Raw genomic sequence first — 12,468 nt, 5'->3', positions numbered from 1 at the left:
GCTGAATCTATGCCGTCTGTAAAGTTACCTTCAAGAACTGACACATATCCTAGCGGTTCGCTATGAAAAGCTAAAGGATGGTTTTCAGAGATGTACTAGAAATCAAATGACTTCTGGCATGGGAGAATAGTTATCGACCAGATAATGTGGACGACCAGAGAGATCTTGGATTGAGGCGGCAGTATAATCGATGCCCAAATGGTGATAGAGAGTGGCAAACACTTCCCCAAAGTGGATCGGGCGATCAGCGATTTGCGCTCCCAATCGATCCGTACTACCAATCACCTGTCCGGTTTTGAAACCACCTCCTGCCAGTAATCCGCCACCGACGGCTGGCCAGTGATCACGTCCCGCATCTTTATTGATTTTGGGAGTCCGCCCGAATTCGCCCCACGCGACAACGGCCACATCGTCTGCCATTCCTCGTTCGTGTAAATCTTCTATCAGTGTGGCTAACCCCTGGTCAAAAAGTGGGAGATGTGTATTTTTTAATCCACTGAAATTGTTGCTGTGAAAATCCCAACGACCAAAATTCAATGTAACGATCCTTGCCCCCGCTTCGACCAGACGTCGCGCCATGAGAAAATGCTCAAGATTACGAGGCGCACCATCACCAAAGTTCTTGGGATCTCCTTTTCCATAGCGTGCTCTGGTAGCTGGGTCTTCCTGAGAAAGATCAAGCGCATTGACCAGACGGTTGGAAGTCAGGATATTAAAAACCTGTTCGTTCATATCATCCATGCCCACCATGGAACCACTTGAGTCTGCTTCGCGTTTGAATTGGTCAAAAGAGGCCAGTAGTTGTTTACGGTCATCTAAGCGTGTCGCATCGATGCCATTCAAAACCATATTTTTTCGCGCGGGACCGGAAGGACGAAAAGCCGCGTGACTTACACCCAGAAAACCAGGGAGTCCGGGAGATCCATAAGGGGGATGGCGGGCATCAGGAGAGAGCCCAACAAAAGGTGGCACCGCAGGATTCGCTGGACCTTGCAATTTAGAAACAACAGAACCGATGGCGGGCCAGCCACCGGCTGGCTGATTCCGAGTGGTTCGACCTGTATAACAGATGAACGAATCATGTGCCCCGTTGGGTGATCCATGCACGGAACGTAGTGGAATAATTTTGTCAGCGATCTTTCCCAGTTTGGGAAGATGCTCACAAATCTGGAACCCGGGAACTTGTGTGTTGACTGGTCTGAATTCACCACGGATTTCAGAAGGAGCGTCCATTTTCAGATCATACATGTCCTGATGCGAAGGAGCACCACACATGTAAATCATGATGACTGCTTTTTGCCGTTTGCTTTGTCCTGAATTGGACTCTGCTTGAAGAAGTTGAGGCAGAGTGAGACCACCTAAACCGAGTGCGCCGATTTTCAGGATTTCTCGACGAGAAACACGATCACAAAGTTGAGTTTCTGGACCCAATATGGAAAGCATAGATGTTCCTTTTCAAGGATTGGCGGGATTACAGTGTTGTTATCGGTAGGTGAGCATTCAGGTATGAAATCAATGATAAGAAATCATTGATATGTATAATTGTAGACTTCATTTCGTGTAAATCCAAGCCCAAATTACCAAAGTCTTCCCTAAGTTCAAAAAAACAAAATGTATTGATTTTAGGGGATCAAGTTAGATCTGGAGAAATAGAGTGAATATCGAGTTTCTTTTACAGATCATAAAGATAAATACGACTACTTAAACTTCATTTTGTTAATCATCAATCAGAACTTGTTGAGCGAAGTAGTGTCCTGTATCAGAGTCTCGTTCCTTTCAGCACTTTTTATAAATTTGATGATAAGTGATCATAAAGTCAAAAATGATTTGAAATTTGAATTAGGAACGAGAAAATAAAAGAGACAATCAAGTTTGAAGAGTAGAATTGAATTCACCATGAAATCACGATTTGCGAAAAACGAAAGTCGTTATTAATAGAAGTGAGAATTTGGTCATCTTAACTTGGGAGGCCCACAGTGAATCCAGCAAAAATTGACTCTGCATCAAAAGAAGCTCAACCAAGAGAAATTGTCAATTCTGAAAGTAAAACGGTTCTTTCGAGCGATCCGCCTGGATCACCTGATCCTCAACATACTTTGAGTAAAGCCACCACCTTTGACAAATGGCTCATGCGAACCATGTTGCAGAAGGCAGGAAATCCCGACATTGAAGTGGTTTTATGGGACAAGTCCATTATCTCTAATAGAACTTCTACTCCTTCTGTTCGCGTGCATATTCATAATCGGAGTACCCTCTATAAATTGATGCTCGATCCCAGTCTTTATTTTGGTGATGGGTATTCACAGGGCACGATCGAAGTCGAAGGCGATTTGATTTTGTTTAATGAAGAAATGAATCGCGGGACAAATTCGATTAATACGAAGCGGTTTTATCGAGATAGAATGCGCAGCTGTTTTAACTGGCTCAAACGCAATACGATTGATGCTGCTCGAACGAATATTCATCACCATTACGATATCGGAAATGAATTCTATCAACTCTGGCTTGACGAGCAACTGGCTTATACCTGCGCATATTTTTCTGACACGGCGATGTCTCTGGAATCGGCACAAATTGCAAAGATGGATCATGTTTGTCGAAAAGTAGGACTGAAACCAGGAGATACTGTTGTCGAAGCGGGCTGTGGATGGGGGGCCCTGGCTTTGCATATGGCAAAATATTATGGAGCCAAAGTGAAAGCGTTTAATATTTCTCACGAACAAATTGTTTACGCACGTGAGCGTGCGAAAGTGGAAGGCTTGAGTGATCGGGTTGAATTCGTTGAAGATGACTGGCGCAACATTACCGGAAGCTATGACTCTTTTGTTTCTGTCGGGATGCTAGAGCATGTTGGTTTGAAAAATTATGAAAAACTGGGCGAAGTCATTGCCCGTTGTCAAAGCGTCCATGGTCGAGGCTTAATTCACTCGATTGGTTGCAACTCGCCACGCGTGCTGGACAGCTGGACCACCAAACGCATTTTTCCTGGCGCTCATGTTCCCAGTCTGAGTGAGATGATGCAAATTTTTGAACCGCAGAAATTTTCCGTTCTCGATGTCGAAAATATTCGTTTGCATTATGCCCTCACCTTGCAACATTGGTTACAAAGATATGAGCAGCACCTAGACCGTGTCACAGAAATGTTCGATGATAATTTTATTCGTGCCTGGCGACTTTATTTATCAGCTTCTGTTGCCGCTTTTCGAGCAGGGTCACTTCAGCTATTTCAGGTCGTGTTTACGAATGGGGCTAATAATGAAATTCCCTGGACGCGAGCCGGTTTGTATCAGGATAATGCATCTGGACCAATGAGAGGATAAAGCGACCGTGATTGAGGAGTCCTGTGATGTTCTGATTGTTGGTGGAGGACCAGGAGGTTCCTCTTGTGCATGGGGCTTACGCGATTCGGGGCTGGACGTACTTATTCTTGATAAAGCAACATTTCCACGCGATAAAATTTGCGCAGGATGGATTACTCCCGCTGTTGCTGAATTGCTCGATATCGATTTGCTATCGTATGACCGAGATCATATTCTCCAGCCTATCACCCATTTTCGGACAGGGATTATCGATGGTGCGACTGTTGAGACGGAATACTCGGATATCGTCAGTTATGGAATCCGTCGTTGTGAGTTTGACGATTATTTGCTCAAACGTTGTCGTGCTCGAACCAGATTAGGAGAAGCGTTAAAGTCGATTGAGCGTCTGGATGATGCATGGATCGTCAATGGTTGTCTGCACGCAAAATTTGTCGTTGGTGCAGGCGGTCATTTCTGTCCGGTAGCCCGATGGCTGAATCAAGAAAGCCACTCTGAAAAATCAGTCGTCTTAGCGCAAGAAGCGGAATTCCCACTCAATCAGGAACAACAAGAGCTTTGTCGTGTAAAACCAGACACACCAGAACTTTATTTCTGTCGCGATTTAAAAGGTTATGGCTGGTGTTTTCTGAAAGACGGCTATTTAAATGTCGGCCTGGGACGCGAAGGTGAAAAACAACTTTCGGCAGTACGAGATGAGTTTACGCATTTTCTGGATCGACAGGGACGTGTTCCCAGGGAGATTCTTGGAAAATTTCGTGGACATGCCTATCGCCTGTATGGTTTGCAAAAGCGTAAAATTATAGACGATGGAATGTTATTGATCGGTGATGCTGCTGGCCTGGCAGTCCCGCAAAGTGGGGAAGGAATTCGACCTGCAGTGGAATCAGGGCTCATCGCAGCGGATGTGATTCAAAATTGTCAGCAACAATATTCCAGAGATTGTTTGGTTACCTATCAGGAGAAACTTATCAATCGATTTGGGAAGTGGCCTGACGCTCCTGCAAAGAGTGTTGTGCCGGCGGCACTTCGGCAGTTTATCGGCAGACAATTAATGACTTCCCAATGGTTCACTCGGAAAGTCCTGCTGGATCGCTGGTTTCTGCAAAGACATTTACCACCATTGATCCGCAACTAAATCTAAAAAGCAAGTTTGCAAATCCATAAAAACATTTGGCTGTACGAGAGATTTAGTATCAATTCTATATTGCGCCTGATTTAATCATAGTAGTCTCAAAGCAATGATACCAAGTCCAAACAGTCTTGAAGACGCGACAATAAACTGGATACATGCTAGCTTAATTGAGACCATTCGAGTTCGATTCCCTGCTTTGTCAGTAGATTCTGAAAATCCTCAAGTTGTTGTGGGTTGTTTCGAATCATCCGCGGTGTGGTACCTTTAGAGATCGCCCGGGCACAGAGTGCTCCTGCTGCTTCACCAATCGACCATTCCACCGGATGCAAACGGTAGCAGCCATTCGAGATGTGGGTCGTACCAATGTTTTTGCACGCTGGAATTACGTTTTCAATTCGTTGAGGAATCATTGCACCGAGTGGAATTTGAAAAGGGACACTCGCCATGTCGATATAGTTGTCCCCCCCGGAACTGGGATGAAGATCCAGATGATAATATCCAATGCCAACCGAGTCTGAGAATGGCTTTGCCAGGAGTGGTTTATGGTCTTTACCCATGACTTTGGTTCGTTCTGTAAGAGTCAAGTCTTGTTCTTTGATTGTCAGCTCTGCTTTAATGCGGCGAGACTCACGAATGTAGGGATACTTGGCCAGTCCGTCATCTGTACCCACAATATCTTTTCGCAGACGCAGTCCTTTCCAGCCTTGCTGACCATCGGGTCTGGGAGCTTCTGTTTGAAGCCAATAGAGTAACGAGAGGCTGAGTTGTTTCGCAGCGTCCAAGTGCTTCTCTCGTTCGGCGGGAGTCACATCTGTTATGTTGCCCAGCATGTAATCATTCTGTGGCCAATTGACAACCGTAATGTCGCTGGCATAAGTACCCGGAATAAAATTGTTGCGATCAATCATTCTGCGATAACGCCAGAGATTCAGCGTTTTGGTTCTTGGCAGAACTGCTTCTTTACCGCTGGGAACAAATGAGAGTGTTTTGGGTTTTAAGGTACGGGGGTAAGAGTAATCAAGCGAAAGAATTTTACCTGACCAGGCTGGTGTTAATGGTGGAACATGATTCTTCCAGAATTCGTACATTGGGGGCCGCTCGATGGTGTGGTCTTCCCCTTCCAGGTGGTCTATGGCAAAACAATGTGTAAACGATTGAATGTTTGCCGGATTGGCATGTGCAGGTGCGTGTGGTTCATTGGTCTCTTTTTGTGACTCTGCACCTAACACGTACTCTGTTCCCGTTAAAGGAAGTAAGTCCCCTTCTTCGCTGGCGTCGACAAAATATTTTCCTTGTAATGTAACTGATTTGTTCAACCCTGAAGTGTGGCACTTCACTGCCTCAACCTGATCACCAGTATAATTGGCACTGACTGGAGATGTATTCAAAAGCAATGTCAATTGCCCTCGACTGATTTCAGGTGCTAACATCGATTGCAATGCCGCAAGTCCCACCTTGGGTTCGTGACAGATGCGCGAGACGGAACCATTACCCGGGTTCAAATTGGGAATCTGTTGTGCCTTGCTCGTTAATGGATAATGCTGCTTGTAATAACTGCGGATAAGAGTTCGCAGTTGCGCATACGATTTTGTGCGACCAAATGATTCAATCCACCTGTGCTCATCGGGAGGCACAGCCTGTTGTGAAATCTGGCCTCCGATCCAGTCTGTTGGTTCGGTCAAAATTACAGTCGCTCCATTACGACAGGCTGCGAGAGCGGCTGCACAACCTCCCAAGCCACCACCGATGATCACGACATCGGCTTTGAGTTCTAATGGGCTGGTAGCATAGCAATTTTGAGATTGTAAAGCTTGCAAGAAAGCGGGACTAAATATACTGGAACCAATGAGTCCACACTGAGATAAAAAATGTCGTCGTTTCATGTGCCGTGAATTCAAGAAAGAGTGAGGATGAGATTCCAATTTCGCATTATTGAAAAATGACTCAAGTTAAAAATGAAATAAGAATTCGTCGGTTCCTAGCTCTGTATTTCCAGATAATGAGCGCTTGGAACAACATATTCACCAACTGAGATTAGTAAGAAACATCGTTGAATTAAGAGTCGTTGTTCAAAAGTTTGTCCAGCAAAAATTCATTCGCGTTTTTATACTGTTCTGATTTTGAGACCCCCGGAATTAAAAGATGACATTCCGTGCCGGCCTTATCGGCCTTTTCTTTCATTTTCACTCCATATACGGGATGATGAATTCCATGCCCCGCATTTTCAGAAGGGAGTTTCATATTATTGCCATAGGTCATTAAGAGGGGCGGATCATCTGCTGTGAGGTGGTTATAAGGCGAAAACTCTTTGTAGAGGGCCTCGTGTTTTTTATAGTTATCCATGACATCCTGCATGCTCTTACCACCAACTGCTTTGTGAATCATGGCATGCTTGAGCACGTTGGGGCCGAGCCAGGGTTCGATGACTTTGGGATCAATGGATGTCTGCCCGCCTCCAACGGCAGCCGCAATCACACGCGTGGATTCACGTAAGACAGGATCTTTAGCCTTGGGGTCAGCCAAATCATCATGCAATAGTAACCACATTGATGTGCAAGCCCCTGCACTGCCACCAGTCAGAGCAATTTTTTGTTTATTAATATTCCACTCTTTTGCTTTGGAACGTAAGAATTGAATTGCGCGAGCGGCATCGTGTACGGGAGCCGGCAACGGGGCTTCACCTGTCAAGCGATAGTTGACCGCTGCATAAGAAATGCCTTTGTCAAGATATGTCTGAATCTTACCAGGAAGACGGCTTTTGTCTCCTCCAATCCAGCCGCCACCATGAATATAAACCAACAATGGACGTGGTCCTTTTCCTTTGGCTTCCCAGAAGTCCAGTTTGTTCATCTTATAAGGACCATATGAAACATCCGCATACGTTGGTTTGGGAGCTCCTTTTTTGTCTGCTGCGATCGCTGTCGAAGTCACTAAACTACATGTCAACATTATGGAAAACAGAACACGCAACATATCATCAGATCCTTTTTACATGGTGAAAAACAATAAGCCGTTGAATAAATAGCGCGAACTACTGAAAGAGAATCGATCTACACACTTATCTCTGATGATCTATTTTGAGTGGTTTCTTTTCACGAATCAACAGATTATTATATGATAATTGAAATTGTGATCAGAACCGACAGGCAAGGAAAGAGTTTTCACCGGAGATGGGATGCATGAACATGTTGAGATTTTATGGAATGCTGCACTTTCTAATATTAATCGTCTCGATTCAATCTGTATTCGCTGGTGAACAAGGGGACTCAACTTCAGCAGATAAGAAAAAGGGATTTTGGAAACAGATTGCCCCTTATTTTGAACCACCCGATGAGTTTAAAGGGAATCTGGGGAAATACAAATCACCATTGAAATTTTATGATGGGCGGCCAGTCAAAACTCCTGCAGACTGGCAAATGCGTCGTCAGGAAATTCTGAAAACGTGGCACACGATGATGGGTGAGTGGCCAGCTGTGAATGAGAATCCTCAAGTGGAATACCTGAAAGAGGAACACCGTGACAATTTCTCACAGTACACAGTTAGGTTTAACATTGCACCAGGACATCCCAATACTGGCTATCTGCTAATTCCTGATCGGGCAAAACAGAATCGGAGTACACCGGCAGTTCTCGTCGTTTTTTATGATCCCGAGACAGGCGTTGGTTTGAAGGGAGAGAATCGTGATTTTGCTTATCAACTGGCAAAACGCGGCTTCGTGACATTTTCAGTCGGTCATGATTACTCTCTCTATTACCCTAACAGAGAGAATGCGCAAATTCAGCCTTTGTCTGCATTGGCCTATGGGGCTGCGAATGCATTTCATGTATTGGCAAATCGTAAAGAAGTCGATCCCAAACGAATTGGAATTGTTGGTCATTCCTATGGTGGCAAATGGGCAATGTTTGCTTCCTGCCTATATGATAAATTCGCTTGTGCTGCCTGGTCTGATGGCGGGATTGTCTTCGATGAAAACAGACCCAGTGTGAATTATTGGGAGCCCTGGTATCTGGGATATGCGGGTCCTAACTTTCGTAAACGAGGTTTGCCAACCAAAGAGAATCCAAGAACTGGCCTTTACAAAAAACTGATTAAAGAAGGCTATGATTTGCATGAGTTGCATGCCTTGATGGCCCCTCGCCCCTTTCTGGTTTCTGGTGGTTCGGAAGATCAACCTAAACAATGGCGGGCTTTAAATCATACTGTTGCCGTGAATCGATTCCTGGGCTACAAAAATCGGGTCGCGATGACCAACCGCGAAAAGCACGCTCCCAACCCTAAATCAAATGAGCAAATGTACCAATTCTTCGAATACTGGCTGAAGAAAAATCAGTTGAGTGCGAATTAGAGCGATCGGATGAGAAGTATGGAAATTGAGGCTATTTTTATACTAGTGTAATTGGTATTGATACTTATTTTGATGCGTGCGTATTCGGAAAATTCTCGATTCTGTAAAAAATTGTAGAGAATTTCACACATTTTTATCTCTGGAACGACGTCAATATCTTAGTTGGCTTTAAGTCGTTGGACTGTCATTGAGTGTGCCAAAAAATCTTCACAACAATGATTGCTCTTGGTCCTTCTGCTGAATATTATTTAGAAGTAATGATTCCTTCCTTGAAGCCTTCCCCATAATGAATTCGTCTAAAGCTGTAAGCTGACACTAGACTTGCATCTTGTTAATCCTCCCTTTTATTTATATCCATGATCACTGGAGAATCCTAGATGGACAACAAACCTCATCCAAGAGGTAAACGTGGTTTTACGCTCATTGAATTATTAGTTGTAATTGCGATTATCGCGATTTTGATTGCTCTTTTACTACCTGCCGTACAACAGGCACGTGAAGCGGCACGACGTTCGACGTGTAAAAATAACCTCAAGCAAATTGGTCTGGCTTTACACAATTATCACGAAACATTTACCCGGTTTCCTCCAGGTAGTATCGGATGGTCATTTACAGCAAGTTCTTCTGCCAATCCCCAGTTGAACAGCATGGGACCGTTAGTCATGATCCTGCCGTACATGGATATGTCTACGATTTATAATCAGTTTGATTTCAGTCTCAGCTACGCCAATCCTGCGAATGTCGCCTTATCGGAAAACATTATTCCCACTTATCTCTGCCCTTCTTATTCCGGCGATACCACTGTTTCCGAGCATGGCTATCGTGGCTGGAATTCCAACACCAGGAAGGCGATTACAAATTATTTAGGAGTCGGGGGTTATGCAACTACGGGTTCCCGGGTTGGTGTTACATCTGGAACGAGCTTGCCCGCAAATCAGAGGGGAATCTTCTGGCCAAACAGTAGTACCCGCATGCGGGATATTACTGATGGTTCATCCAATACCTTCATTTATGGTGAATTTCGTCCGTCCATCATGTCAGACGTAGGTTGGGGATCCAATGGTTCGTGTTACGATAATCGCTGCAGCCCCTGGGTGCGTGGTATTACGCTTGAAGGTAGCGGCGCGATTAAGGTGATGCGTTATGGGCCGAATCAGGTGTTTCCGAAGACATCGACATATACCAGTGACTGGACTGTGCTCCCCTTTAGCTCACAACACGTGGGAGGAGCTCATATGCTAAATACCGATGGGACTGTGGTTTTTGTCAGCGAAAATATTGATATCAATATCTGGCGTTATCGCGGGAGCATGGCCGATGGTCAAGTGATTGGAGATTAACGTCATGCTGAAATCATCAAACCGACTATTTACAGATTGCTTTGGAATCAAAGTAGTGCGAATCCAGTGGTGGAATACGCTCCTGCTTCTATCTACATGCCTGATTTTAGTAGGCTGTAGTGGAGGCCCTACGGACACACCACCGCTCGCCAGAGTCAAGGGCACTGTTACCCTTGATGGAAAACCACTCACAAGTGGAACTGTTCAATTCACCCCGAACAAAGACCGGGGTACAACAGGACGAATGGCGTTGGGGGGCATTCAACCCGATGGAACTTTTGAGCTCATGACAATCAAGGCTGGAGATGGGGCTCAAATTGGCCATCATCTCGTAGCGATTGAATGTTATGAATCGACAGAGTTTGATCCGAATAACCCGACGAACCCAAAACCTAAATCAGTGATTCCAATGCGTTACACTGATTCAAATAAAAGTGGACTGTCTGCAGAAGTAAAAGCAAACGAAGAGAACTCATTTAAGTTCGATTTAAAAACGACTCCCTAAGTGAGCTTCAATGTCACCGCGATCCCGTTTTAAAATTGGATCGCGGTTTTTATATAAAATGCATTCCTTCGATCTACTTAAGATCAAATTCTAAATCTGCTGTTCCACCAATGGGCACGGTTGTCGAAAACGGAGAGCTTCCAAAGTCACTGAACTTGTGCGGTAGTTGATTGATCGCTCCAACGTCTGCGGGAAATTCATTTTCGGGAACTTTTGAACCATCTGGCATTGTGAAATATTCGAACAGCACTTTATATTTTCCTGCGGGAACTCCGTCTCTCCCATCCTGATATTTCAAAATAAATTGGCCGGATTCATCAGTGATTCCACGTCCTCCCTGCCCGCCGGTTTCCTCTTCGGGGAAGAAAACAACAGCGACTCCCGGTAGCGTTTTTCCTTTGATTTTTACTGTACCCCATGTGGGGAAGACTTCCAGGTTATCGCGTCTGATATCAGATCCACAGGCAGTTAACAGTGTCACACACAAGACACATAAGACACGCGCAGACATCTTGTACGTTTCCAATTAAAGTAAGTAAAAGTCGATAGAGAATCCAGCCGGTAACAAACGCGTTACCGGTTGGGTTAAGTGAGTTTCGTTTTACTCTATGAGAATCAGGGGAAGTCAACAACATTGCCATCAGCGATATATGCCAGGTGGGCACGAGTGGGTGCGTGAATGTTTTCGCTTACAAAACGGACTGCTCCGTCACCCATCAGAACGTGACAGCCACCAGTGTGTAAACTCCCGGAATATGACCAGGAAGCAAGGTTTCCAATTGGGCCGGTTGAATACCAGGTGTTGATGTTGGCTCCAGCGAAATTAGTTCCGTTTCCAACCCACTTGGAAAATCCCCAGGCAGTTCCTTCGCCGTTTGCAACCAGTCGAGTTGTTTCTACAAGCGCCACTGTGTTGCTCATACCATCTGTCACATCGCGAAATTTGGCGCAACCGTTAAATCCAAACATGGGACGTGTAGTCAAACCGAGCGCTCCCCAATTCGTACACGAATTATACTGGCTGTTCGTACTGAATTCGTAATTCGTAAAAACACCGAGTAATGTCGAATTTCCTGGTGAGATTGAATAATATGTACTGGAAGTAGTGGTATAGACTTCAGGTGTCGAATCTGACGGACAGTGAAATAAAGGAACAATCGTAGAGACAACTTCATCATTGGGGTTTCCAGCAGTGCCCGGCGGAACGATGGTTCCACCTGATGGATTAAACGAACCTGTTGCGACACTGGGATTAAATTGGTTATATAAGTTAGCTTGTTCCAAATAGGGCAACAGGAGCAGGAACCCACGGTGATTGAGTGTCACAGTACTCGCTGTGGAAGCAGAACCGGTACTGCATGAACCGGAGTGTGACACCGAATAAGGCAGCACTTTGAAAGTTTCATTATAATTGTGCAACGCTAAGCCAAGTTGCTTCATGTTGTTTTTGCAAGTACTACGCCGAGCTGCTTCTCTTGCTTGTTGTACAGCAGGTAACAAGAGTGCTATTAAAATCGCAATGATTGCGATCACGACTAACAACTCAATAAGTGTGAATCCTTTTTTCTGATGACTCAAATTAAACACCGAAATACTCCTTCATCATATTAAGACAAATACAAACAAATACACTCGCAGTGACGGATGAAACCATTTGTTCAAGTCGCAAGTTTAACGGTCATCCGGAATAGGCCGTGTAAAGAGATGGCAAATTTAATAACAAGATTAAATAAGCAAGCAGTGTGCCAGTTATGAGAGTCGAGTAATCCATTACGCCCGGGTTTTGTGAAATCTCAGTTCAAAAAGTAACTGATCATTTTTTCTG

At 44.7% G+C, this 12,468-nt stretch carries 10 protein-coding genes; 5 read left to right on the top strand and 5 right to left on the bottom strand.

Annotated features, from left to right (window positions below):
- Window positions 1-102 precede the first annotated feature (102 nt).
- Window positions 103-1,443, bottom strand: a complete 1,341-nt coding sequence (locus V202x_RS23425; protein WP_145179237.1) for a DUF1501 domain-containing protein — start codon at window positions 1,441-1,443, stop codon at window positions 103-105.
- A 533-nt stretch (window positions 1,444-1,976) separates the two neighbouring features.
- Between V202x_RS23425 and V202x_RS23420 the strand changes: the two genes are divergently transcribed.
- Window positions 1,977-3,320 (top strand): SAM-dependent methyltransferase, encoded by a 1,344-nt coding sequence (locus tag V202x_RS23420; protein ID WP_232098667.1) that lies wholly within the window; start codon window positions 1,977-1,979, stop codon window positions 3,318-3,320.
- A 7-nt stretch (window positions 3,321-3,327) separates the two neighbouring features.
- On the top strand, window positions 3,328-4,455 hold the full coding sequence (locus V202x_RS23415) for a geranylgeranyl reductase family protein (protein ID WP_145179236.1): 1,128 nt from the start codon (window positions 3,328-3,330) through the stop codon (window positions 4,453-4,455).
- Window positions 4,456-4,610: 155 nt separating this feature from the next.
- On the opposite strand, the gene V202x_RS23410 is transcribed toward V202x_RS23415, so the two are convergent.
- Together V202x_RS23410 and V202x_RS23405 are read right to left on the bottom strand one after the other, a co-directional pair.
- Complete coding sequence (locus tag V202x_RS23410) at window positions 4,611-6,335, bottom strand: FAD-dependent oxidoreductase (RefSeq protein WP_145179235.1); 1,725 nt, start codon at window positions 6,333-6,335, stop codon at window positions 4,611-4,613.
- Window positions 6,336-6,507: 172 nt separating this feature from the next.
- Entirely contained in the window at window positions 6,508-7,425 is a 918-nt protein-coding gene (locus V202x_RS23405) for an alpha/beta hydrolase (protein ID WP_145179234.1), read from the bottom strand.
- Between the two features lie 206 nt (window positions 7,426-7,631).
- Here V202x_RS23405 and V202x_RS23400 point away from each other — a divergent pair, with 206 nt between their 5' ends.
- The 3 genes from V202x_RS23400 (at window position 7,632) to V202x_RS23390 (ending at window position 10,643) form a co-directional block, all read left to right on the top strand.
- Window positions 7,632-8,798 carry a prolyl oligopeptidase family serine peptidase gene (locus V202x_RS23400; RefSeq protein ID WP_232098665.1) on the top strand — a complete coding sequence of 389 codons (1,167 nt, stop codon included), beginning with the start codon at window positions 7,632-7,634 and terminating at the stop codon, window positions 8,796-8,798.
- 377 nt (window positions 8,799-9,175) lie between these two features.
- On the top strand, window positions 9,176-10,138 hold the full coding sequence (locus V202x_RS23395) for a DUF1559 domain-containing protein (protein ID WP_145179233.1): 963 nt from the start codon (window positions 9,176-9,178) through the stop codon (window positions 10,136-10,138).
- Window positions 10,139-10,142: 4 nt separating this feature from the next.
- Window positions 10,143-10,643 (top strand): carboxypeptidase regulatory-like domain-containing protein, encoded by a 501-nt coding sequence (locus V202x_RS23390; protein WP_145179232.1) that lies wholly within the window; start codon window positions 10,143-10,145, stop codon window positions 10,641-10,643.
- Window positions 10,644-10,716: 73 nt separating this feature from the next.
- Here the strand turns inward: V202x_RS23390 and V202x_RS23385 are convergent, their stop codons facing one another.
- Entirely contained in the window at window positions 10,717-11,154 is a 438-nt protein-coding gene (locus V202x_RS23385) for a carboxypeptidase regulatory-like domain-containing protein (protein ID WP_145179231.1), read from the bottom strand.
- Window positions 11,155-11,258: 104 nt separating this feature from the next.
- Window positions 11,259-12,230, bottom strand: coding sequence for a DUF1559 domain-containing protein (locus tag V202x_RS23380; RefSeq protein ID WP_145179230.1), 972 nt, complete (start codon window positions 12,228-12,230; stop codon window positions 11,259-11,261).
- Window positions 12,231-12,468 lie beyond the last annotated feature (238 nt).

Source organism: Gimesia aquarii (genome assembly GCF_007748175.1).
GTDB classification, from domain to species: domain Bacteria; phylum Planctomycetota; class Planctomycetia; order Planctomycetales; family Planctomycetaceae; genus Gimesia; species Gimesia aquarii_A.
The sequence above is the reverse complement of the archived record's forward strand: the minus strand, read 5'-3'. Positions and strand labels throughout refer to the sequence as shown.